Annotated in this window: 21 protein-coding genes; 8 read left to right on the top strand and 13 right to left on the bottom strand. The window is 58.9% G+C overall.

The window, feature by feature from the left end; all coding sequences use genetic code 11:
- Positions 1-337: 337 nt before the first annotated feature.
- From DW937_RS12520 to DW937_RS12490, 7 genes are all read right to left on the bottom strand, one after another.
- The gene (locus DW937_RS12520; protein ID WP_097776626.1) at positions 338-1,009 is read right to left on the bottom strand and encodes a sigma-70 family RNA polymerase sigma factor; all 672 of its coding nucleotides are present in this window, start codon (positions 1,007-1,009) and stop codon (positions 338-340) included.
- 27 nt (positions 1,010-1,036) lie between these two features.
- Positions 1,037-1,471, bottom strand: coding sequence for an anti-sigma F factor (gene spoIIAB / locus DW937_RS12515; protein ID WP_005945484.1), 435 nt, complete (start codon positions 1,469-1,471; stop codon positions 1,037-1,039).
- A 3-nt stretch (positions 1,472-1,474) separates the two neighbouring features.
- Positions 1,475-1,792 carry an STAS domain-containing protein gene (locus tag DW937_RS12510; RefSeq protein ID WP_005945481.1) on the bottom strand — a complete coding sequence of 106 codons (318 nt, stop codon included), beginning with the start codon at positions 1,790-1,792 and terminating at the stop codon, positions 1,475-1,477.
- Between the two features lie 96 nt (positions 1,793-1,888).
- Positions 1,889-3,154, bottom strand: a complete 1,266-nt coding sequence (locus tag DW937_RS12505; RefSeq protein ID WP_120121120.1) for a folylpolyglutamate synthase — start codon at positions 3,152-3,154, stop codon at positions 1,889-1,891.
- Between the two features lie 3 nt (positions 3,155-3,157).
- Entirely contained in the window at positions 3,158-3,670 is a 513-nt protein-coding gene (locus DW937_RS12500) for a VanZ family protein (protein WP_101956512.1), read from the bottom strand.
- A 1-nt stretch (position 3,671) separates the two neighbouring features.
- Entirely contained in the window at positions 3,672-6,377 is a 2,706-nt protein-coding gene (locus DW937_RS12495) for a valine--tRNA ligase (RefSeq protein ID WP_120121118.1), read from the bottom strand.
- A gap of 469 nt (positions 6,378-6,846) precedes the next feature.
- On the bottom strand, positions 6,847-8,634 hold the full coding sequence (locus tag DW937_RS12490) for a bifunctional homocysteine S-methyltransferase/methylenetetrahydrofolate reductase (protein ID WP_120121116.1): 1,788 nt from the start codon (positions 8,632-8,634) through the stop codon (positions 6,847-6,849).
- Between the two features lie 151 nt (positions 8,635-8,785).
- Between DW937_RS12490 and DW937_RS12485 the strand changes: the two genes are divergently transcribed.
- The 5 genes from DW937_RS12485 to DW937_RS12465 all read left to right on the top strand — a co-directional run bounded on the left by DW937_RS12485 (position 8,786) and on the right by DW937_RS12465 (position 13,440).
- On the top strand, positions 8,786-9,391 hold the full coding sequence (locus DW937_RS12485) for a GNAT family N-acetyltransferase (protein WP_097776630.1): 606 nt from the start codon (positions 8,786-8,788) through the stop codon (positions 9,389-9,391).
- Positions 9,388-10,653, top strand: a complete 1,266-nt coding sequence (hflX, locus tag DW937_RS12480; protein ID WP_120121114.1) for a GTPase HflX — start codon at positions 9,388-9,390, stop codon at positions 10,651-10,653. Before DW937_RS12485 ends, hflX begins: the two co-directional genes overlap by 4 nt.
- Before the next feature lie 532 nt (positions 10,654-11,185).
- Positions 11,186-11,626: an Lrp/AsnC family transcriptional regulator gene (locus DW937_RS12475; protein ID WP_005945452.1), complete on the top strand. Its 441-nt coding sequence runs from the start codon at positions 11,186-11,188 to the stop codon at positions 11,624-11,626.
- A 151-nt stretch (positions 11,627-11,777) separates the two neighbouring features.
- The gene (locus DW937_RS12470) at positions 11,778-12,335 is read left to right on the top strand and encodes a DUF4358 domain-containing protein (protein WP_120020165.1); all 558 of its coding nucleotides are present in this window, start codon (positions 11,778-11,780) and stop codon (positions 12,333-12,335) included.
- 103 nt (positions 12,336-12,438) lie between these two features.
- The gene (locus DW937_RS12465) at positions 12,439-13,440 is read left to right on the top strand and encodes a glycosyltransferase family 2 protein (RefSeq protein WP_005945443.1); all 1,002 of its coding nucleotides are present in this window, start codon (positions 12,439-12,441) and stop codon (positions 13,438-13,440) included.
- Between the two features lie 51 nt (positions 13,441-13,491).
- Here the strand turns inward: DW937_RS12465 and DW937_RS12460 are convergent, their stop codons facing one another.
- A complete protein-coding gene (locus DW937_RS12460; protein ID WP_120121112.1) occupies positions 13,492-14,406 on the bottom strand; it encodes an Ice-structuring protein in 915 nt (304 codons plus the stop codon).
- Positions 14,407-14,513: 107 nt separating this feature from the next.
- Positions 14,514-14,855 (bottom strand): ArsC/Spx/MgsR family protein, encoded by a 342-nt coding sequence (locus DW937_RS12455; protein ID WP_005945436.1) that lies wholly within the window; start codon positions 14,853-14,855, stop codon positions 14,514-14,516.
- Between the two features lie 115 nt (positions 14,856-14,970).
- Here DW937_RS12455 and DW937_RS14945 point away from each other — a divergent pair, with 115 nt between their 5' ends.
- The 3 genes from DW937_RS14945 (at position 14,971) to tsaD (ending at position 18,863) form a co-directional block, all read left to right on the top strand.
- Complete coding sequence (locus tag DW937_RS14945; protein ID WP_005945433.1) at positions 14,971-15,159, top strand: ferredoxin; 189 nt, start codon at positions 14,971-14,973, stop codon at positions 15,157-15,159.
- A 119-nt stretch (positions 15,160-15,278) separates the two neighbouring features.
- Positions 15,279-17,852, top strand: a complete 2,574-nt coding sequence (gene polA / locus DW937_RS12445) for a DNA polymerase I (protein WP_120121110.1) — start codon at positions 15,279-15,281, stop codon at positions 17,850-17,852.
- Positions 17,853-17,855: 3 nt separating this feature from the next.
- Positions 17,856-18,863 carry a tRNA (adenosine(37)-N6)-threonylcarbamoyltransferase complex transferase subunit TsaD gene (tsaD, locus tag DW937_RS12440; protein ID WP_118529236.1) on the top strand — a complete coding sequence of 336 codons (1,008 nt, stop codon included), beginning with the start codon at positions 17,856-17,858 and terminating at the stop codon, positions 18,861-18,863.
- A gap of 58 nt (positions 18,864-18,921) precedes the next feature.
- Here tsaD and ribF read toward each other — a convergent pair whose 3' ends face one another.
- Genes ribF through rbfA form a run of 4 tightly spaced genes read right to left on the bottom strand, consistent with a single transcriptional unit; the run spans position 18,922 to position 22,141 of the window.
- On the bottom strand, positions 18,922-19,839 hold the full coding sequence (gene ribF / locus DW937_RS12435; protein ID WP_118529235.1) for a riboflavin biosynthesis protein RibF: 918 nt from the start codon (positions 19,837-19,839) through the stop codon (positions 18,922-18,924).
- 17 nt (positions 19,840-19,856) lie between these two features.
- The gene (truB, locus tag DW937_RS12430) at positions 19,857-20,741 is read right to left on the bottom strand and encodes a tRNA pseudouridine(55) synthase TruB (RefSeq protein ID WP_120121108.1); all 885 of its coding nucleotides are present in this window, start codon (positions 20,739-20,741) and stop codon (positions 19,857-19,859) included.
- Positions 20,742-21,731 carry a bifunctional oligoribonuclease/PAP phosphatase NrnA gene (locus DW937_RS12425; RefSeq protein WP_120020160.1) on the bottom strand — a complete coding sequence of 330 codons (990 nt, stop codon included), beginning with the start codon at positions 21,729-21,731 and terminating at the stop codon, positions 20,742-20,744.
- A gap of 17 nt (positions 21,732-21,748) precedes the next feature.
- A complete protein-coding gene (gene rbfA, locus DW937_RS12420; protein ID WP_005945412.1) occupies positions 21,749-22,141 on the bottom strand; it encodes a 30S ribosome-binding factor RbfA in 393 nt (130 codons plus the stop codon).
- Positions 22,142-22,147 lie beyond the last annotated feature (6 nt).

Raw genomic sequence — 22,147 nt, 5'->3', positions numbered from 1 at the left:
ACTTAAAAGGTTCCTTACAAGTTTTTCGATATTGTTCAATTTTCAAGGTCCTGTAGCGCCTCAACCTTGCGGCTGAAAGCTTATTTATTTTATCACTTTCGTGATAAACTGTCAAGCACTTTTTTGAATTATTTTTGAGTTTCTTGTCGAAGCTCATCGATTCTTCACGTTAGGACGTTCCTTCTGAAGTGTTTCATTCTGTTGGATGTCCGCCTGACAGTAATGTATTTTAGCACAGCCTTTTGCAAAAAGCAAGCATTTTCTTCATATTTTTCGCAAAAATCCGGCTTTTGGCTTTTTGCCCAGTTTTTTCCTTTTAATCTGGAAAGTATGACATCTAATCTTCTAAAAGTCGGCGGCGCAGCTGCACCAGTATCTTGCGTTCCCGCCGGGAGATCTGCACCTGTGTGGTATGCAGCACCTTTGCAGTTTCACTCTGGGTCTTGTTGCCATAAAACCGCAGGCGGATCAATTGCCTGTCCTGTTCCGGCAAAGCGTGAAGCACCTCTTCCAGACTGATACGTTCTGCCAATGCTTCTTCCGGAGATTCTACTGGAATATCCATCTGCCGGTCCTCTTCTTCATTTTCCGGGGTCAGGCTCATGGCGGGCTGTGCCGCCTGAATGGCAAGTGTGATGTTCTCTGTAGGTTCATTCAATTCTTCCGCCAGCTGAGAAAGGGTCGGCTCCGTACCGCACACTTTCATGTGATGCTCCCGTGCCGCCTGTACGCGCATCCCCAATTCTTTTAAGGAGCGGCTCACCTTGACTGTGCCGCTGTCCCGGAACAGCTTTTTGATCTCGCCTAAAATTACCGGCACTGCATAGGTAGAAAAGCATACGCCGCGGCTCTCATCAAAATTATCGCAGGCTTTTACAAGTCCCATGCATCCGGCACTGTACAGGTCATCGTACTCTATGCCCCGCCCGCGGAAGCGCCCGGCGCAGGCGTGCACCAGCCCCAGATTCTGCTCAATGAATGCGTCCCGCCGGGTCTTATCCGATACCATGCTCCTGCCTGCCTTTCCTGTTATGTATCATTCTCTCTGGGCCAGACGCTTGATGAGCAGCACCTTTGTGCCCTTGCCGGGCTTTGAGATGACCTTGACCTTATCCATAAAGCTCTGCATCACCGCAAAGCCCAGCCCGGAGCGTTCCTCCGGGTTTCCGGTGGTGAACAGCGGTTCCATGGCCTGCGGGATATCCGGGATGCCGATGCCCTTATCTGCCACCGTGATGTGTACCTCCCGCCCGGGATAGACTGCAATGCTCATGGCCACCGGCCCGATGTGATCCGGGTAGGCATGGACGATGCAGTTAGTCACCGCCTCAGACACTGCCGTTTTGATGTCGGCCAGCTGCGGCACGGTGGGGTCGTACCGGGCAAGAAAGGCCGCCGCTGCGCCCCGGGCGTAGCTTTCATTCACGCTGAGGGAATCGAACTGGATCTTTGTTGTGTTTTCCGCTTTCATGGTTTATTCCTCCTTCTGTCCTGCATCCGTGCAGGGGATGCGCGCCAGCTGCAGTACCTTTTCCAGCTGGGACGGTGTGTGCTGCACCCGCAGTGCCGTACCCAGTGTGCGGGCAATGCGCTGCCGCCCCAGGATCAGCCCTACACCGGATGAATCCATAAATCCGACCCCGCCAAAATCCAGGATCATGGTCTGCGGGGCGCGGCTGACCAGTGCATCATCCAGCTGGATGCGCAGGCTTTGCGCCGCATCGTGATCGATCTCGCCCGCAAGGTAGGCATAAAGCACATCGCCCGCCGGGCTGAAGCTTACCGTTGCCATGGTTTGTCCATCTCCTTTGCCAAAAATAAAAAGATCCCGTACACATGGTTTCAGTGTACGGGATCTTTCGTTTATTTTTTAGGGAAGTGTGTCGGCTCAGCTGTTCACCAGCAGTTCGGCCGCTTCCAGCGCGGCAGCTTCACCGCCGCAGACCAGCAGGCCGCGGCGGGTGTTGGCATGAGCCAGCTCCACTGCTTCGGCAATGCTGGTGCACATCTCGGCATCAAAATGATATTTTGCCTTTTCGGTCAAACGGGCCGTCATCTCGTCATCGCCGCCTGCCGGGGTGACAAGATACACCTTATCAAAGGGGTTCTCACTCATGCCGGGCATGGTGGACTTATCCTTTTTCTGCTCTTCAGGGGTCAGGCCGGTCTCCAGTGCGGAGAAGAACGCTTCGGCTCCCTCCTCCTCTGCCAGACCGATGATGGCGCTCATATGGCGCACCTTGGCCATGTTGAGCACACGCAGCAAGGCTGCTGCCTGCTGCGGGGTGCGGCAGGCATCCAGAATGATGAGTGGGCGCTGCGAGATGACCCGGATGCTGCTGCGGTTCTCCACCGCAGCCAGACCTTCCAGAATGGCATCGTCGGTAATATCAAAGCCCTTGCGGCACAGCGCCAGCGAAAGCTCCACAGCCATGGCAGCGCTGCCCGCCGCATGACGGCCCAGAAAAGCCAGCGGCACAGTGTACCCGCCGTAGTCCACCTTGCTGGCAAACTTTTCTGCCTCCAGAAAGGTGATATCCTCCGGGTCCGGCACCACCAGCTCGCAGCCGCACTTGCCTGCGGCCACGATCAGCTCGCTGAGCACAGACTTGGGCTGCTCCGGCGCGGTGACGCAGATGCTTTCCTTGCGCATGACACCTGCTGCCAGAGCCGCAAGGCGCTCCACCGAGCGGCTCACACCGTCCGGGCCGACCGAGGTGACGGCGCACACCGGCATGCCGGGCAGCGCTTCCGCAAGGCCCGCATCCGGCAGTTCCACCACGGCCAGCGTGCAGCCCGCTGCGCCAAAGCAGTTGGCCGCAGCGGCCAGCTCCGCTGCATCCTGCGGCAGGGCTTCGGCTGCGGAAAGGGCATCCGCAGTCAGCGCCAGCAGGCCCTCGTCCACCGGGGCATCATCGATGCAGATGCGCTCCGACAGCGGGCGGCATCCGGCATGGTACAGGCCGGCATGGATCCCCTGTGCGTGCAGGATGGCCGCCAGCAGGCGGGCCGTCACGGTCTTGCCTGCCGTGCCTGCCACGCCCACGAACTGCACCTTCTGCACCGGCGCGGTGAACGCGGCGCGCAGCTGTTCGGTGGAGGCAAAACCGTCCGGCAGGGCGGCAAAATACTGATTTGCCTGTTCGATGGTCATTGGTTACTCCTTATTACGATGATTGAACAACAATCTGCACAGCGCCATGAGCACCAGCGCCGTAAGGATGCCCGCCAGAACACCGGCTGAATCCAGCCACACATCGGTGACCTGACTGCTGCGTCCGGGCGAAAAGATCTGGATGGTCTCATCGGTCAGCGCAGTGAGCACGCCGCCCAGCATTGGCACGCTGATGTGCCAGATATACTGCCGGGTATACACCCGCATACACAGCATGAGCAGAAAGCCCTCCAGCATATACTCGCAGAAGTGTGCCAGCTTGCGCACGATGTGGTCGGTCAGGCGCTGGGCAAGGGCCGGATGGCCCAGACGGCGCAGAGCCGCCTGCAGCAGAGTGAGCACCCGGCTGCTGGACACAGTAGACACCGAGGCGATCTTCATGGAATTGGAAAAGATGAACGCAATGCAGCCGATGAGAGCAAGGGTAAAGATCACCCGCCCTGCGGTCACCCACGGCGAAGTGCGCTGTGCGCTGCTGTTATATTCCCCGCTCAAATCAGCCCAGAGCCTTGATGCTCTGCTCGATGTTGGCCAGCTTATCCTGGCTCTTGGCGTACTTATTGCGGATATCCTCCACCAGTGCCGCCGGGGCGCGCTCCACGAACTTGGGGTTGTTCAGCTGGTTCGCGAACATGGCCATTTCCTTTTCGGCCTTGGCCTTTTCCTTGTTCAGGCGGGCCAGTTCCTTGTCGCGGTCGATCAGCTCCATCATGGGGATGAAGCCGCGGGCGGCGTGGGTGGACACCTGCACCATGCCGTCGGTGCTGCCCTCGTACTTCTCGGTAAAGGTCACGTCGGTGGCAAAGGCGAACTTTGCCAGATAGACCTGTGCCTTCTGGAAGGGTGCGGCATCGGCAGTCTCGATGATCATGCTGGTCTTTTTGGCGGGGTGGACATTCATCTCGGTGCGCATGGTACGCACGGCCTTGATGTAGTCCATGACCTTTTCAAAGGCTTCCTCTTCGTCGGCCCAGTTGTGAGCTTCGTCGAAGGTGGGCCAGCTCTGGGTCATGATGGTCTCGGCAGAGCCAGGCAGAGCCTGATACAGCTCCTCGGTGATGAAGGGCATGAAGGGATGCAGCAGCTTGAGGGCCTTGTCCAGCACATACACCAGCACACGGCGGGCGGTGTCGGCCTGCTCGGCATCGCCGGAGTTCAGGCGGGGCTTTGCGATCTCGATGAACCAGTCGCAGTAGACATCCCAAATAAAGCTGTTGATCTTGGCAGCGGCCAGACCCATCTCGTAGTGGTCGAGGTTGTCGGTCATGGCACCGGCCACCTGATTCAGCTTGGTGAGCACCCACTTGTCGCTCATGTCCAGCTTGTCCTCACTGGGCAGGCCCGGGGCAAAGTCCTCGGGCAGGTTCATCAGCACAAAGCGGGTAGCGTTCCACAGCTTATTGGCAAAGTTGCGGGCAGCCTCCACCTTCTTTTCGATATAACGCATGTCGTTGCCCGGAGTGGAGCCGTCCACCAGCATAAAGCGCAGGGCATCTGCACCGTACTGGGCAATGACTTCCAGCGGGTCGATGCCGTTGCCCAGACTCTTGGACATCTTGCGGCCCTGACTGTCGCGCACGATACCGTGGATGCAGACAGTGCTGAAGGGTGCCTTGCCGGTGTAGGCCAGACCGGAGAAGATCATGCGGCTGACCCAGAAGCCGATGATGTCGTAGCCGGTAACGAGGGTGTTGGTGGGGTAGAAATACTTGAGGTCTTCGCTCTCCTCATTGGGCCAGCCCAGCGTGCTGAAGGGCCACAGAGCGGAGGAGAACCAGGTATCCAGCGTATCTGGGTCCTGCGTGAGCTTTGTGCTGCCGCACTTGGGGCAGGCGCAGGGAGCGGACTTTGCCACCACGGTCTCGCCGCAGTCGTCGCAGTACCATGCCGGGATCTGATGGCCCCACCACAGCTGACGGCTGATGCACCAGTCGCGGGTGTTCTTCATCCAGTTCATATAGTTCTTGGTGAAGCGCTCGGGCACGAACTTGATCTCGCCCTTTTCCACGCTCTCGATGGCGGGCTTTGCCAGCGGCTCCATCTTGACGAACCACTGCTTGGACACCATGGGCTCGATGGTGGAGTGGCAGCGGTAGCAGGTGCCCACCTCGTGCTTGAGGGGCTCGATCTCCTTCAGGAAGCCGCCTGCTTCCAGATCGGCCAGAATGGCCTTGCGGGCCTCGAGGGTGGTCATGCCGGCGTACTTGCCGCAGTCCAGCACCTCCGGCTCATTGATGGCGTTCTTGCCGGCGGCGAACAGGGCATCGGCAGCAGCCTTGTCGGCGGCACCGGTCATGTGGCCGTCGTAGGTGAACACACGCACGATGGGCAGGTCGTGGCGCAGGCCCACCTCAAAGTCGTTGGGATCGTGGGCGGGGGTGATCTTGACGACACCGGTGCCCTTGGTCATGTCGGCGTGCTCGTCGCACACAATGGGGATCTCCTTGTTCAGCAGGGGCAGCACCACATGGCAGCCGTGCAGATGGGCATAGCGGGGGTCATCGCCGTTGATGGCAACAGCGGTATCGCCCAGCATGGTCTCGGGACGGGTGGTAGCCAGCTCCAGCATCTCGCCGGTCTCCTTGACCGGGTACAGCAGGTGCCAGAAGCTGCCGTCCTTCTCTTCGTACTCCACCTCGGCATCAGAAATGGAGGTGTTGCAGTGGGGGCACCAGTTGACCATGCGGTTGCCGCGGTAGATCAGGCCCTTGTCGTACAGGCGCACGAACACTTCCTTGACAGCCTCGGAGCAGCCCTCGTCCATAGTAAAGCGCTCACGCTCCCAGTCGCAGCTGCTGCCCAGCTTCTTCAGCTGGCTGACGATGCGGTTGCCGTACTTGGTCTTCCATGCCCATGCACGATCCAGAAAACCATCGCGGCCCACCATCTCCTTGGTCAGGCCCTCGGCACGCATGGCCTCCACCACCTTGGCTTCGGTAGCGATGGATGCATGGTCGGTACCGGGCACCCACAGGGCGGCATAGCCCTGCATCCGCTTGGTGCGGATGAGGATGTCCTGCATGGTGTTATCCACCGCATGGCCCATGTGCAGCTGACCGGTGACGTTCGGGGGCGGCATGACGATGGTGTAGGGTTTCTTGTCGGGGTCGGCCTTCGTGTGGAAGTAGCCGCCGTCCAGCCAGAACTGGTAGATGCGGTCTTCCACCTGGCTGGGATCATACTGTTTTGCAAGTTCTTTCATAGGGTCCTCCCAGTAAAAAATGATGAAGTGGGACGAAAAAAGCCGTCCCACGGAACGTTCCATGGGACGGCTGTAATAACCGCGGTACCACCCAAATTGCGCAGAGCATCCTGCGCCCCTTGATGCCCCGGTAACGTGGGACAGCTCCGAGAGCGGCTTGCTCTTCAGCTCACCGCTCCTGCTCCAAAGTGACAGCACACCGCCGGGCCATACCGGGTTTTCAGCAGCCCCCGGCTCTCTGGATGGCAAAAGCGATACACACTCTTCTTCAACGCATTTATAAAAGAATATAGCGTTTTTTGTGCGATTTGTCAATTACTTTTTCTTCAAAAAATTTATCCCGATGCATCTTACGGTTTGGGCCTTATTCGTGAAAGCGCGTTTGGAGCGGCCCGCAGACCACGGCAAACGCAAATATAAAAAATATTTTTTCCGCGATCAATGGCCAGAGCAAACGCATCGGCCATTTTCAATCCGCGATTCCTTCATCCTTCAGCCTTGCAATGAGCCGCTCCATCAGGGCGATGCGGTTGAAGGGGGTCATCAGGTAAAAACCGTCTGCATAGGGCGCTGCAGCCTGCGCGGCCTTCACCGAGACTTCCAGCCCCAGCTCTTCGCCCTGCGCACGGTCCAGCCCGGCAAAACGCTCGATGATCTCAGCGTCCACATGGATGCCGTTGACCTCGTTCTCCATAAAGATGGCGTTGCGCTGGCTCACCACCGGCATGATGCCGGCCAGAATTTTCGCCTTTTCGCCCAGTGTTTCGCGGGTCTTTTTCAGGTTCACCACCGCCTGTGCGGAGAGCACCGGCTGGGTAAGGAAGCCGCTCATGCCATTTTGCAGCTTTTCCTGTGCGCGGCGCAGCTCCACATCAAAGTTGCGGGCGTTCAGGTTCAGCGCACCGAACACGGTGAGGGGCGAGGGCATCTCCCGGCCCTCCCCTGCCAGCGAGACGATGTACTGCGCCAGCTTGCGGGAGTTGAACTGGTACACGTTCTTCACCTCGTCCCGCTCTGCGGTGGGGATGGGGTCGCCGGTGATGGCCAGCACCTCCCGCACGCCCTCGGCGTACAGGCCCAGCAGCAGGGCCTTGGTGGCGTTCAGGTTGCGGTCACGGCAGGTCATGTGGGGCAGCACGTTCAGCCCCAGCTCCCGGTGCACCCGGCAGGCCACCAGCGAGGAATCCATCCTTGCCCGGGCAATAGGACAGTCCGCAATGGTCAAAAGGTCTGCACCAGCAGCCTGCAGGCGGCGTGCACCGTCCAGATAGCCGGTCAGGTCGGCATCCTTGGGGCTGTCCAGCTCAATGGCGATCACCTTTTTGCCCGCGTTCAGCTTGCGCAGGAAGGCATCGTCTTTTTCCACCTCCGGCTTTGCGGCAGTGGAGACTGCTGCTGCCGGGGCTGCAGGCAGTGTTTCCGGCAAGGCATCCAGTGCCGCACGCAGTGCCGCAATGTGGGCAGGCGTAGTGCCGCAGCAGCCGCCCAGAATGCGCACACCCTCGGCGGCAAGGCGGGCCAGCTCCCGTGCAAAGTACTCCGGCCTGCCCTGATACTGCACCCGGGTGCGGGTGACCACCGGGTAGCCTGCGTTGGGCATGACAGACAGGGGCAGCTCTGTTCTGCCCAGTTGCTGCACCAGTGTGCGCATGGCACCGGGAGCAGAAACGCAGTTCAGGCCCACGGCATCCACTGCACCGCAGGCGGTCATGCTGCGCACCAGCTGAGTACAGTGCCGTCCCTCACGGGTGTAACCGTCCGGCAGCACCGCAAAGGACACCAGCACAAAGGCATCCGGCACTGCTTCTTTGATCTGCCGCGCAGCTTCGGCCACACCGGCATCGCTGCTCAGCGTCTCAAACAAAAAGTTCTTTGCCCCCAATGCGGCAAACCGCTCGGCAAGGGCCGTATAGGTCTGTGCCGCCGGGAGCGATTCCGTGTCCGGGGCCGGGCCAAGATCGGCAAACACGGCAGCGCTGGTCTTTGCAGCGGCCTGTGCAGCCAGCTTCCAGCCTTCGTCCGCCATGGCCTCCCACATGGGGTTCTGCGCTGCTGCCATGCGCGGCAGGCCGAAGGTGTTGGTCTTGATCGCATCGGCACCCGCTTCCAGATATGCGCGGTGCACGGTCAAAATGCCGTCCGGGTCCAGCAGGTTTGCCTGCTCACATTCCTGCCCGGGCTTTGCCTTATAATATGTACCCATGCCGCCGTCGAACAGCAGTGGGCGCTTTTTTAAAATTTCACGCACATCCTTCATGAGGGAGTTCTCCTTTTTCCTACAAAAACGCTTGGCTTTCAGTTTAATGCACAAATGCCGTCCGGTCAAGCGTTTTTTCACGGCGGCGCTTGCAGGAACGCAAAATTTGTGCTATCCTATGCATACTTTATAAAGTGGGGAGGTGTGTGCCATGCGCCATGCCGGAACGCAAACGCTTGAGACCGACCGGCTTTTCCTGCGCCAGCTTCTGCCCGAGGATGCCGAGCAGATGTATACGAACTGGGCATCCGACCCGGAAGTGACCCGCTTTCTGCGGTGGGAGCCGCACAAAAACGCGCTGGAGACCGTAGGTCTGCTGGCGGCATGGGCCACCCTTTACCCGAACCCGGACTACTACCAGTGGGCCATTGTGGAAAAGGCTTCCGGGCAGGTGTTTGGCAGCATCAGCATCTTCAATGCTCTGCTCGGTGACCCGGCACAGAAAGCTCTCTGGCCGCAACAGGACTGCACAGACGGCATCTGGGAAGCAGGCTACTGCATCGGGAAGCACTGGTGGAACCATGGTTTTGCAACCGAAGCTTTAAAAGCAGCAGTAAACTACTGGTTTGAGAATACAGACGGCGGCTGGCTCACCTGCTGCCACGCAAAAGAGAACCCTGCCAGCGGCCGGGTGATGGAAAAAGCAGGCTTTCTCTACCACCACGATGCCATTGATCATAAATTTGACGGCACACCGGTGGAGTGCAGAAGCTATCTGCTGACAAGAGAACGATATAACAGAAAGGACTTACCTTGAGCGAACTTTACGATATTTTGGTAGAAACACCCCCGACGAAGGTCATTCTGCTGGCGCTGGATCAGGGCCTGTGGGACTGCGAGCGCAGCCTTGCAGAGCTTTCTGCCCTGTGTGAGGCGAATCACATGGAAGCCGTGGCGCAGGTGACCCAGAAGCGCCAGACCCCGGAGACCGGCATCGTACTGGGCAGCGGCAAGCTGGAGGAAGCCAGCCTTGCCGCCGAAACGCTGGGCGCGGAATGCGCCGTATTTGATGGTGAACTGACCGGTAGCCAGATCCGCAACATCTCCAATGCGCTGGGCGGACTGGAAGTGATCGACCGCACCATGCTGATCCTTGAAATTTTCCGCAGCCGCGCCGTCACCAACGAAGGCAAACTGCAGACCGAGCTGGCCCTGCTGCGCTACCGCCTGCCCCGTCTGCAGGGCATGGGCGAAGCGCTCAGCCGTCAGGGCGGCGGTGGCGGCGGCGGTGGTGGTGCACGCCGCGGTGCCGGTGAGACCAAGCTGGAACTGGACCGCCGTCATGTGCATGCCCGCATCGATGCGCTGGCTGAAAAGCTGGCCGAAATGGAAAAGCGCCGGGGCGAGAGCCGCAAGGCCCGTGCCAAGACCGGGATGCCGGTGGTCAGCCTTGTAGGCTATACCAACGTGGGCAAATCCAGCCTGATGAATGCTCTGTGCGGCCCCAGCGTAGCGGAAGCGGACATGCTGTTCGCCACACTGGACCCCACCAGCCGCAAGCTGATACTGCCCAGCGGCATGGCGGTGCTGCTGGTGGACACGGTGGGCTTTGTGTCCCGCCTGCCCCACAATCTGGTGGAAGCCTTCAAGTCCACGCTGGAAGAAGCGGCATGGTCGGACGTGATCATCCGTGTGGCAGACGCAGGCGATGAGCAGCGGGAAGAGCAGCTGGCCGTCACGGACGAGGTTCTGGACGGGCTGGACTGTGCGGACATCCCCCGCCTGACCGTCTACAACAAGTGCGATAAGCCGGGTGCCATGAGCTTTGACCCGGACATCCTGCTCACCAGCGCCAAGACCGGCTACGGTCTGGACGCACTGCTGGCAAAGCTGGACGAGGTGCTCAGCGACCGGGTGCACACCTTAAAGGTGCTGCTGCCCTACGATAAACTGGGCCTTGCCGCCCCCATGCGGGAGCGCGGCAGCGTGCAGGTGGAGGAATACCGGGAGGACGGGCTGTATCTGGAGGGCATCGTCAAGACGGAAGACCTGCACTGCTTTGAAGGGTATCTGGTCTGATAGGCGCACACGATCTAAATCGCCTCCGCTGTGCTCCGGCTATCATCAGCGGAATAATATTTTGAGATAGAACAAGCCCGGAAAGTCTGCGGACTTTCCGGGCTTGCATTTTCACGGGCGGGGTCGCAGCCGAAAGCAGCTGCTCTATGGGTCGAGTACATTGTCTGCCACTGCTTTTTTCAAAAAGAAAAAATCCCCAACAAACACAAAAACCCGCCTGGCAGCGGGCTTTTGTGTATAGAGGGGTGGGAAAGTATATAAAGTGGTGAATCTCAAATTCAAAGCGGCAGGCGCTTTCTGTTCTGCGCTGCCTTGCATGATGTATTATACCCCTTTTTATTTTCTTGTCAAACAAAATTTTCCGGTTTTGCTTTAAATTAAGTCTTTACTTTTTCGGTAAAACTTTATATAATTAACGCAAAGCAAAGCAAAAGCAAAATTTTTTGGCTTTTGTATGTTTGCACCAACAATAAAACTTTACTTTCAGAAAATTTTATACAATCCAACATATTTTCAAAAAGGAGTATTCCCCATGGATGATCTGGATCGTAAGATTCTCTCCCTGCTGGCCAAGAACGCCCGGATGCCGGTCAAGGAGATCGCCGAGCAGGTATCGCTGACCAGTCCTGCTGTTTCCAGCCGCATTCACAAGCTGGAAACGGATGGCATCATCAGCGGCTACACCGTCACCCTGAACCGCCCCGCTGACCGGATGTATGTGGATGCCCTCATCAGCCTTTCGGTAGCACCTTCCAAGCAGGATGCCTTTCTGGAGCTGCTGCAAAGCAGCAAGGAAGTGCTGCAGTGCTACCACGTCACGGGTGCATACACCTTCCTTGTCAAGGTGAGCTGCGGCAGCATGCCCCAGCTGGAGCACCTGATCCTGCAGTTCCAGAAGCTGGGTACCACCAGCACCCAGATCATCCTTTCTACGCCGGTGAACCACGGCGAGCTGGATGCCCTTATGCTGTAACGCTGTTCATAAAATGGTTACATTTGCGGTGCAATTCTGCCGGGCTGTTCTTTCGTATTATGGATAGCAGGCGCAAAACAGCACACAATAGCTTCAAAACCGCTGCGCCCGCTTTCACACGAAGATTTTCACACACGAAAGGATTTCACTTATGAAACGTATCATTGCTTCCCTGCTTGCCGGTCTGTGCCTGCTTGCTCTGGTGGGCTGCTCTGCCGGCAGCAAGGCCGACTCTGCCACCCCGAAGGACTACTCCCAGATCATCCACGATGCCCGCACCGACGAGGACAACGAATACGATATGATCTTTACCAAAGGTGAGGACGGCAAATTCACCGCCATCGATGGCTACAGCGCCGAGTATGAGGCCGACCAGCTGAATGACGAGCTGAAAGACATCGTGTTCCCCCTGCTGGGCCTTGAGGACGGCAGCTACGAGAGCTTTGCTGCCTCTGTTTCCTCCATGATGGTGCGCAGCTACGCCGTTGCCATCGTAAAGCCAGCCGAGGGCAAGACCGATGCCGTGAAGGCCGCACTGGAAGCCTATGTTCAGAGCGAACAGCAGTCCATGGAGCACTACCTTGAGGACCAGTATCAGGTCGCCAAGGCGGCCACCGTCACCGTAGCCCCCACTGGCGAGGTGATCCTGGTTTGCGCCGAGGATCACGACACCATTCTTTCCAACATCGAAAAAGCCCTTGCCGCATAATTTTTGCCCTGCCGAAGCCGCATCCTGCCGGGATGCGGTTTCTTTTTGTGCGCAGATATGCTATACTGGCATTGTAATTGTGCACAGACTTAGGAGTGTCTTTATGTATAAAGCGACCATCGTGATCCCGAACATCAACGGCAAGGGCTGGCTCAAGGATTCCATCGAGTCGGTCTATGCCCAGACCGAACAGAACTTCCGGCTCATTGTGGTGGACAACGGTTCCACCGACGAAAGCCTTGAGCAGGCCCGCAGCTACTGCAGCCGCGAAAATTTCACCCTCATCGAAAACGGCACCAATACCGGCTTTTCCCATGCAGTGAATCAGGGCATTGCGCTGGCGGACAGTGAATATGTGGTGCTGTTCAACAACGATGCCTTTGCCGAACCCCAGTGGCTGGAAGAGCTGATCCGCACCGCTGAGACCGACCCGAAAATCTTTGCAGTGCAGAGCCTGATGATCCGACACTTTGACCGGGAGCTGGCCGACGATGCCGGCGATTATGTCACCTGGATGGGCTTTGCCTGCAAGACCGGCGATGGCCGCCGCGCAAGCCGCTACACCCGGCAAAAGCGCATCTTCTCGGCCTGCGGCGGTGCGGCGCTCTACCGCAAGAGCATTCTGGACGAGATCGGCAATTTTGACGAGAACTTCTTTGCCTACTTTGAGGATGTGGACCTGAGCTGGCGCGCCAACAATGCAGGCTATAAAAACCTGCTCTGCCCCACCGCCAAGTGCTACCACATCTGCGGTGCCAGCACCGGCGCGGTGAAGTACAACGCCTTCAAAAGCCAGCAGAGCGGCCGCAACAGCATCCTGCTGCCCCTCAAGAACGAACCGCTGCTGATGCTGATTTTAAACTTCATCCCGCTGGCCGTGGGCTACCTGCTCAAGTGCTACAAGTTCCACAAACAGGGCTTTGGCGAGGCGTGGGACAAGGGGATGCACGAAGCCTTTGCCCTGCTGAAAAGCGGCAGGCTGGGCAAGCGGCCTTTCCGCCTGAAGGATCTGCCCAACTACATCCTGATGGAGCTGTGGATGATCTGGAACATGGTGCCGTACCTGTGGTACCGGCTGGTGATCGTAAAATTTGACCTCAAATAAAAAATACCGGATACGAAGCATCTGCCTTGTATCCGGTATTTTTGTTTTGTATTATGCCGCCGGGCTGGCTGTGCTTTCGTCCGCCTGTGCCTCGGTGCTGTCGGCGGGCTGTTCCTCCGCCTGTGTATCCACGCCCTCGTCTGCAGCGGTGCTGTCTGCCTCAGCCGAAGCAGAATCCGAACCGGCTGCTGCAAGAATGGCATCCTGCACATCGCTTTCTGCCATGGGTTCCGGCACATTCGCGGCCGGTGTGCTTTCCGTGCTCTCGGCCTTGGTCTCGCTCTCGGTCAGGCCGGTGAGATACCAGCTGCCGCTCTGGCGCTCGAACAGATAATCCATGTACTTGGTGGGCGTATCCGAAGAAACATTGATGATACTGTCGTCCGTGCTGGCGGTGGGGATATAGCCCACGGTCACATGCAGCTTGCCGCTGCGCTTGAACAGCTTGGTCACGACTGCGCGGTAGTAGCCCACCGTGCCGGTGACCGGAATCTTATAGCACTGGGTGGCATCGTCAAACTCGATGGTCATATCCTCCATCTCAAAGCTGCGGTGGGTCAGCTTGAAGCCGGGGCCAAGCAGCTTTGCAAGGTAGGCATCCACATCCAGCGAGGGCAGCAGCAGCTGTTCGGTGTCGGGGTCGGTATTGTAGTTGTCAAAGCCGCCCTGCGTTTCCTGAATACTGTAGATGCACCCCCACACTGCAGCTTCGCGCAGAGTCAGGTCGTCGATGTTCTCAATGCCGTCAAATGGCATGGGGTCAAACAGCACAAGCCCTTCCAGCTTATCTTCATATTCCTGCTTTTGGGCGGTATCATCGAACAGGTTCGCCACCGCGCCCACACCGGCCCGCAGCACGGTAACAAAGCCCACGATCACCAGAATGGCAACCAGAAGGCCCAGTGCCTGCCGCCCGCGGCGGCGCTGCATCCGGGCATGTTCTTCAGGGGTAATATAATGTTTCATAGTTGTTTTATCTCCCAGGGTTCTCAAATGCTACAGTGTCCAGTATACCACATACCGGCCCATTGTGCAAAACTATGCCCGTGGTTTTTTTGTGAAAAGCGCATTCCTTATTCCCATGTCTTCCACACATCGGGCTGGTAGCCCACGGTGGCCTTGCGGCCATTGCGTACAATGGGCGTTAAAAACAGCTGCTGGTTCTCAAACAGCTTGTCCTCCTTCTGCCAGTCCACCAGTGCGTCCAGAAGTGCAAGGGTCTGCTTGTCCTTCGCATTGGGGTCCACCAGCTTTTCCCAGCCGCCAAGAGCGCGGGCCACGTTCTCGAACTCGCCGCGGCTCATCTCTTTTTCCTTGAGGTCGATCATCTGGAACTTGATGCCGCGCTCCTTGAAATAGCGCTGGGCCTTTTTGGTATCAAAGCACTTGCTTGTGCCAAAGATCTGAATATTCATGGTCTGTACCCTCCTGAATTTTTATTGTACCACATCCTGTGCCCTCTGCATAGGCATAATTCGCAGCCGGATGGGCCATACTGCCCGCAGGGCATTATCAGAAGGAGGTTTTTCTATGAACGCATATGTTGACCCTGATCTGTGCATTGGCTGCACCCAGTGCGCCGGGCTTTGCCCCGCCGTGTTCCAGATGGAAGGCACGCTGGCCGTGGCCCAGCCCGGGCCGATCCCACCGGAGGAGGTGCCGCAGGCTGTGGACGCAGCCAACGCCTGCCCGGTAAGCGCGATCCGCATCGAGGAGTAAGAGGGAAGGCCGTCAACCATGTTGGCGGCTTTCTCTCTTTTTTGCGCAAAAATCCCCCGCTGGGCACGGTTTTGTGGTATAATGCAGAATGTGTAATAATGCAATGGAGGAACACGACTATGCGTTTACTGGTCATTGACGGCAACAGCATTGCCAACCGTGCTTTTTTTGGCATCAAGCTGCTGACCACCAAGGACGGACGATACACCAACGCCATCTATGGCTTTCTGAATATCCTGCTCTCCCTGCTTAAGGAGTGCGAACCCGACGAGGTGGCTGTTGCCTTTGACCTGAAGGCTCCCACCTTCCGCCACAAAATGTACGATGGCTACAAGGCCACCCGCCATGGCATGCCCGAAGAGCTGGCCCAGCAGATGCCGGTGCTCAAGGAACTTCTGGCAGACCTCGGCTACCGCACCGTCACCGCCGAAGGCTGGGAAGCAGATGATATCCTTGGCACACTGGCCGCTGCCTGCGCCGCCCGGAAGGACGACTGCTTCCTTGCTACGGGAGACCGGGACAGCCTGCAGCTGGTCAGTGACACCACCACTGTGCTGCTTGCCGCCACTGTCATGGGACGCAGCAAGACGGTGACGATGGACGTGGATGCCATTCAGGAAAAATACGGCATCCAGCCCAGACAGCTCATTGAGGTGAAGAGCCTGATGGGCGATGCTTCGGATAATATTCCGGGCGTGAAGGGCATTGGTGAAAAGACCGCCCTGACCCTTGTGCAGAACTTTGGCACGCTGGAAGGCGTGTACGAGCACATCGACGATAAGCTCATCAAGCCCAAACAGCGGGAACATTTGCTGGAATGCCGCGAGATGGCCCAGCTGAGCCACACCCTTGGCACCATCCGCACCGATGCACCCATCGACACGGCCGAGGGCACCTATGCCGTGGGCGAGGGCAACAAAGCCGAGGCCGTGCGCCTTTTGCAGGAATTGGAGATCCACTCTCTGATCCCTCGCTTTGGGCTGGACGGCATTGCACCTGCCGCCCCGGAAGAAGAGGACGGCATCGAGCTGGCTGAAGCAGAGCTGGAAGCTCTGCCGCTGGCTCCTTCCGGCACCTATCTGGTGGCATCGCGCCCGGCCGTGATGGGCAAGCAGGGCACCCGCAACGTGGTGCTGCAGCCGGAGAGCTGGTACGCCGTGCAGGACTGCACCGTTTACCCGCTGGAGGATGCCGACCTTATGCGCCTGCTGGACAACGCAGACGTAACGCTGGAAGTGTTCAACGCAGCGCCCCTCTATGCCAAGGCCATGGCCGCAGGCGGCTGGGGCAGCAGCATCGTGTGGGACGGCAAGCTTGCCGCCTACCTGCTGGATGCTTCTGCTTCCAAGTATCAGATCAGCGAGCTGACCGCCAGCTACCGCGCCGCTGCTGCCTTTACCTGTGCCGATTACCCGGATGCAGGCCGCCTTGCCGACCTGTTCTGCAAGATGAAGGCCGAGATCACCGCCTGCGGTGAGGACAGCCTTTACAATGAGATCGAGTTCCCGCTGGCACAGGTGCTGGCCGATATGACCCGCACCGGTGTGCTGGTGGATAAGGACGGCATCGAGCAGTTCGGTGTGAAGCTGCGCACCGAGCTGGAGCAGGTGCTGGGCCGCATCCATATGGAGACCGGCAGCGCCAGCTTCAACCCCAACAGCCCCAAGCAGTTGGGCGAAATGCTGTTTGACACTATGGGCCTGCCCCACGGCAAAAAGACCCAGCGCGGCTGGTCCACCGATGCCGAAACACTGGAAAGCCTGCGGGATTACCCGCTGGTGGAGGACATTCTGCAGTACCGCGCCTACCAGAAGCTGAACTCTACCTACGTGGAGGGCCTTTTGAAGGTGATCGGCGAGGATGGCCGCATCCACTCCACCTTCAACCAGACCGAGGCCCGCACCGGACGGCTTTCCTCCGATAACCCCAACCTGCAGAACATCCCCATCCGCACCGAGCTGGGCAGCCAGCTGCGCGCCTACTTTATTGCAAAGCCCGGCTGTGTGCTGGTGGATGCCGACTACAGCCAGATCGAGCTGCGCATCCTTGCCCACATTACCGGCGATGAGCACATGCAGCAGGCGTTTTTGAACGGTGAGGACATCCACCGCAGCACCGCCGCAAAAATTTACGGCATCCCGCAGGAAGAAGTCACCTCCCGGCTGCGCTCTTCTGCCAAGGCCATCAACTTTGGCATCATGTACGGCAAGGGCGCTTACAGCCTTGCCAAGGACATCGGCGTGAGTGTGAAGGAGGCAGATGCCTTCCTCAAGAACTATCTGGCCGCGTTCCCCAAGGTGAGCGGCTACATGGATAAGACCATCGCGGACGCCAAGGCCGTGGGCTATGTATCCACCCTGTTCGGCCGCCGCCGTGCTCTGCCGGAGCTGGCAAGCAGCAACTTCAATGTGCGTTCCAGCGGCGAACGCATGGCCCGCAACACCCCCATTCAGGGCACTGCGGCCGACGTGATCAAGCTGGCCATGGTGCGGGTATGGAAGCGGCTGCGGAACGAAAAGATGGAAAGCCGCCTGATCCTGACCGTCCACGATGAATTGATCGTGGAAGCCCCGCAGGCCGAAGCCGAAAAGGCTGCGCAGATCCTGCGGGAGGAAATGGAAGGCTGCGTGCAGTACGCCGTGCCCCTGAGCACCGATGTGCACGCAGGCAAAAACTGGCTGGAGGCCCACTAAAACATGATTATTTTGGGAATTGAATCCACCTGCGACGAGACCGCCGCAGCTCTGGTGGAGGATGGCCGGCACCTGCTGAGCAACGTCATTTCCACCAGCGTCAAAGAACAGGCTCTTTACGGCGGCGTTGTGCCGGAGATCGCCAGCCGCCGCCACTGCGAGTTTATCAGTGCTACCGTCAAAAAAGCCCTGCTGGATGCAGGCAAGACCATCGACGATGTGGATGCCGTGGCCGTCACCTTTGCGCCGGGCCTCATCGGTGCAGTGCTGGTGGGCGTGAATTTTGCCAAGGGTCTGGCCTACTCGGCCAATAAGCCGCTGGTGCCGGTGCACCACCTGCGCGGACACATTGCCGCGCTGTACCTCACCCACCCGGAGCTGAAGCCGCCCTTCCTCTGCCTTGTGGCCTCCGGCGGGCACAGCCACATCGTGGAGGTGCAGGACTACACCCATTACCACATCCTCGGCCACACGGTGGACGATGCCGCCGGTGAAGCCTTTGACAAAGTGGCCCGCACGCTGGGTCTGCCCTACCCCGGCGGCCCCAGCGTGGCCAATGCCGCCAAGACCGGCAACCCCAAGGCCTACCGCCTGCCGGTGCCCCATGTGGACGGCAAGTACAACGTGAGCTTTTCCGGCCTGAAAACCGCCGTGCTCAATGAGGTGAACAAGGCCCAGATGAAGGGCGAAGAAGTGAATGTGCCCGACCTTGCCGCCAGCTTTCAGGACCGCATTGCGGGCATTCTGGCCGAAAAGCTGCTGCTGGCCGCAGCGGACACCAGCGCAAAGCAGGTGTGTCTGGCAGGCGGAGTTGCCGCCAACGGACGGCTGCGCCAGCTGGTGAACGACGGTGCCCAGAAGCTGGGTGCAAAAGTTTATCTGCCGGAGCTGAAATTCTGCGGTGACAACGGCGCTATGATCGCGGCGCAGGGGTATTACCAGTACATTGCAGGCCACACAGCGGGCCTTGAACTGAACGGTCTGCCCACTTTACCCATCGACTACGAATAAAACAGGCGCTTTTGCGCAAAAAATCCCGTCTTTCTGCAACAGAAGACGGGATTTTTTCTTATGCAAAATATTCCTGTGCACGCTTTGCAGCGTTGTTGATGCAGGCCCGCAGCTCGTCCAGCGTATCAAACTTTTTGCTGGGGCTGAGGTAGGCGTGGAACTCCACCACCGGGTCGGTGCCGTAGAGGTCGCCGGAAAAGCCCGGGATAAAGGTCTCGCAGGTCACCTTGGTGGCATCATCATTGACGGTAGGGCGGCTGCCAAGGCCGGTGGCCGAAGGATACCACACCCCGCCAATGCGGGTGCGGGTGATATAAATGCCGCTGCGGGGCAGTTGAAAGCCCTCGGGATACAGCTGGTTGATGGTGGGCACCCCCAGCGTGTGGCCCAGACCTGCACCGTGCTGCACCTCGAACCGGATGGCGTAGGGCATCCCCAGCATGGCGTTTGCTGCCGGGATGTCGCCGCCTTCCAGCGCGGTGCGGATGCGGGTGGAAGACACCGGCTTTTCCTCAAACTGCGCCATGGGCACCACGATCACCTCCACGCCCAACGGAGCGCAGAGGGTGCGCAGCAGCTCCGGGTTGCCGGCCGCTTTGGCACCAAAGGTAAAGTTTTCGCCGCAGACCAGCGCACGGGCATTGCAGTCCCGCACGATGCCCAGCACGAACTGCTCCGGGGTCAGGCCCTTGATCTCCTCAAAGTCCGGCGTGAGGTAATACTCCACGCCAAGGCTTGCGATCAGAGCATGCTTATCCGCTGTGGAAAGCAGGCGCTTGCCCTTCATCTTATTCACCATCGGCAGCTTGAAGGTAAACACCGCCGGGGCGGCATCGTGTTCTTTGGCCCACTGCACGGCGCTTTCGATCACCGCACGGTGGCCGATGTGGATGCCGTCAAAAAAGCCCATTGCCACTGCGGTGCCTTTTTCCGGCTGCGCCAGCGGCAGCGGTGCAAATTGTGAAATGATCTGCATGGGTTTTGTTTCCTTTTTCAATTACGTTCTATGAACAGTTTTTCCACCCGCAGCACGCCCTGTACGATATTGGCAAGGCCCAAAAACTGTCCGGCGGCATTGCGCACCCGGTAGCGGCCATCTGCTGCCGGATACCGGCTGGTGGGGCAGCCGTTGTACAAATGCTGTTCCACCCAAGGCTCCACCACCAGCAGCGGCAGGCTTTCAAACACGCTTTCCACCGGCAGCATCAGCGCTTCCAGTGCGTCCATGCCCTGCTCTTTTGCGGCAAGAATTTCCTCCAGCGTGTGGGCATCGGCTTCGGTGTACACGCCCGCCGAGGTGCGGCGCAGTGCGCTCATGGTGCCCTTCTGGCCCATGGCGGCGGCAATGTCTTCCAGCAATGTGCGGATATAGGTGCCCTTGGAGCACGTTACATCCAGCGCATACTCATTCTCTGCCGGGCTTCCGCCGTAGGTGATGCTGTAAATTTCAATGGGGCGCGCCTTGCGCTCCACGGTCACGCCCTCACGGGCCAGCTTATACAGCGGCTGACCGTTCAGCTTGATGGCCGAGTACATGGGCGGCACCTGCATCTGCGGGCCGACGAATTGTGGCAGCACGGCCAGCAGTTCCCCTTCGCCCGCCGTGACCGGAGCCGTTTCCAGCACAGTGCCGGTCACATCGCCGGTGTCGGTGCGCGCGCCCAGTTTTAAAACCGCACGGTAGCTTTTATCGTGGTTCAGCTGCAGGTCCACTGCCTTGCTGGCACCGCCGCAGAACACCGGCAGCACGCCGGTGGCCATGGGGTCCAGCGTGCCGCTGTGGCCCAGCTTGCGGGTGCCCAGCACGCCGCGCAGCTTTGCCACCACATCAAAGCTGGTCCAGTCCATGGGCTTGTCAACGATCAGGATGCCCTGCATTTATGCTTCCTCCTGCGGTGCGTCCAGCTCGGCTTCCACCTCTGCCAGAATTGCATTTTTTGCGTTTTCCAGATTGCCCAGCAGCTCACAGCCTGCAGCGCAGCTGTGACCGCCTCCGCCCAGACGCCGAGCGATGGCGCAGGCGTCCACGCCCTTTGCGGTGCGCACGCTGATGCGGTAGCTGCCGCCGGGCTGCTGCCGCAGGGTCAGGCCCACCTTTACGCCCTCAATGCTCACAGGCAGGCTGGTCAGTTCTTCCAGATCGGCCGGGTCCACACCGCTCTGCTCGATCTCGTCCCGGGTGAGGTAGATGAGCGCGCACCGGCCGTCCAGATAGTATTCCAGATGGTTGCGGGCAATGCGCTCGGCCTCCATGCGCTCACGGGGCTTGGTATCGAACAGCAGGGTGTTCAGCTCTTCCACATGACAGCCCGCCTCAATGAGCTTTGCCGCCACGATGTGGGTGTTTGCCGTGGTGGAAGAGAACCGGAAGCAGCCGGTGTCGGTTGCAAGGCCGGTGTAAAGGCAGTCTGCAATGTGCGGCGTAATGGCAACGCCCATGGCGTTGATCACCTCGTACAGCAGCTCTGCCGCCGCTGCGGCGCTGCCATTGAGCAAGGTGAAGTCGGCATAGCCGCTGTTGCCTGCGTGGTGGTCGATGCACAGGTCCACATGGCGCGAGAACTGCGGCATACCGTTGTTTTCTCCAAACAGCTGCACGCTGGCAACATCCACCGCTACCACAGTCTGCGGCTCAAACTCGCCTTTGAACATATGTGCGTTGGTAAACGCATACCGGTTGGGAATGGCATCGGAGCAGAGCACTGCCGCGTTTTTATCCAGTGCTTTCAGTGCACAATACAGCGCGCTGCCGCAGCCAATGGTATCGCCATCCGGGTTTTTGTGACACAGAATCAAAATGTTGTCCGCCGTCATCAGGCGCTGGGCCATCTGCTGCACATTCAACTGTTCTGTCATTCCATGATCCATCCTTTCCGCAGGCGGAATTATTCTTCGGTCTCCTCCGGTGCGCTGGCTTCGGTGTCAGCGTCGCCGTTCACGTTCAGCGTGCGGAGCAGCTCGTTGATGTGGGCTGCATAGGCGGCACCGTCATCCTCTACGAAGATGAAGCGGGGAGCCTTGCGGATGTGCATTTTCTTGCTCACTTCAGTGCGCACATGGCCTGCCGCGCGGTTCAGTGCCTCGATGGCGGGCTTCGGGCCGTCTTCGCGGCCCATCACGCTCACATACACCTTGGCCACATCCAGATCAGGGGTCACATCCAGACGGGTGACGGTCAAAAGACCGCCCTCCAGACGCGGGTCCTTCAGCCTGCCGATGATGGCAATGATCTCGCGCTTCATATCCTGTGCCAGACGGCCCATATTCTTCTGAGACATAGTATT

The organism is Faecalibacterium sp. AM43-5AT, assembly GCF_003603345.1.
Classification (GTDB): domain Bacteria; phylum Bacillota; class Clostridia; order Oscillospirales; family Ruminococcaceae; genus Faecalibacterium; species Faecalibacterium taiwanense.
This window is presented reverse-complemented; position numbering and strand designations above follow the sequence as displayed.

Bases quoted from the DNA above. Each gene is read 5' to 3' on its own strand.
- spoIIAB (WP_005945484.1), bottom strand. From the start codon at position 1,471: ATGAAAGCGGAAAACACAACAAAGATCCAGTTCGATTCCCTCAGCGTG.
- DW937_RS12425 (WP_120020160.1), bottom strand. From the start codon at position 21,731: ATGGATCATGGAATGACAGAACAGTTGAATGTGCAGCAGATGGCCCAG.
- ribF (WP_118529235.1), bottom strand. From the start codon at position 19,839: ATGCAGATCATTTCACAATTTGCACCGCTGCCGCTGGCGCAGCCGGAA.
- rbfA (WP_005945412.1), bottom strand. From the start codon at position 22,141: ATGTCTCAGAAGAATATGGGCCGTCTGGCACAGGATATGAAGCGCGAG.
- DW937_RS12455 (WP_005945436.1), bottom strand. From the start codon at position 14,855: ATGAATATTCAGATCTTTGGCACAAGCAAGTGCTTTGATACCAAAAAG.
- DW937_RS12505 (WP_120121120.1), bottom strand. From the start codon at position 3,154: ATGACCATCGAACAGGCAAATCAGTATTTTGCCGCCCTGCCGGACGGT.
- DW937_RS12510 (WP_005945481.1), bottom strand. From the start codon at position 1,792: ATGGCAACGGTAAGCTTCAGCCCGGCGGGCGATGTGCTTTATGCCTAC.
- polA (WP_120121110.1), top strand. From the start codon at position 15,279: ATGCGTTTACTGGTCATTGACGGCAACAGCATTGCCAACCGTGCTTTT.
- tsaD (WP_118529236.1), top strand. From the start codon at position 17,856: ATGATTATTTTGGGAATTGAATCCACCTGCGACGAGACCGCCGCAGCT.
- DW937_RS12495 (WP_120121118.1), bottom strand. From the start codon at position 6,377: ATGAAAGAACTTGCAAAACAGTATGATCCCAGCCAGGTGGAAGACCGC.
- DW937_RS12475 (WP_005945452.1), top strand. From the start codon at position 11,186: ATGGATGATCTGGATCGTAAGATTCTCTCCCTGCTGGCCAAGAACGCC.
- DW937_RS14945 (WP_005945433.1), top strand. From the start codon at position 14,971: ATGAACGCATATGTTGACCCTGATCTGTGCATTGGCTGCACCCAGTGC.
- DW937_RS12465 (WP_005945443.1), top strand. From the start codon at position 12,439: ATGTATAAAGCGACCATCGTGATCCCGAACATCAACGGCAAGGGCTGG.
- truB (WP_120121108.1), bottom strand. From the start codon at position 20,741: ATGCAGGGCATCCTGATCGTTGACAAGCCCATGGACTGGACCAGCTTT.
- DW937_RS12460 (WP_120121112.1), bottom strand. From the start codon at position 14,406: ATGAAACATTATATTACCCCTGAAGAACATGCCCGGATGCAGCGCCGC.
- DW937_RS12490 (WP_120121116.1), bottom strand. From the start codon at position 8,634: ATGAAGGATGTGCGTGAAATTTTAAAAAAGCGCCCACTGCTGTTCGAC.
- DW937_RS12520 (WP_097776626.1), bottom strand. From the start codon at position 1,009: ATGGTATCGGATAAGACCCGGCGGGACGCATTCATTGAGCAGAATCTG.
- DW937_RS12485 (WP_097776630.1), top strand. From the start codon at position 8,786: ATGCGCCATGCCGGAACGCAAACGCTTGAGACCGACCGGCTTTTCCTG.
- DW937_RS12470 (WP_120020165.1), top strand. From the start codon at position 11,778: ATGAAACGTATCATTGCTTCCCTGCTTGCCGGTCTGTGCCTGCTTGCT.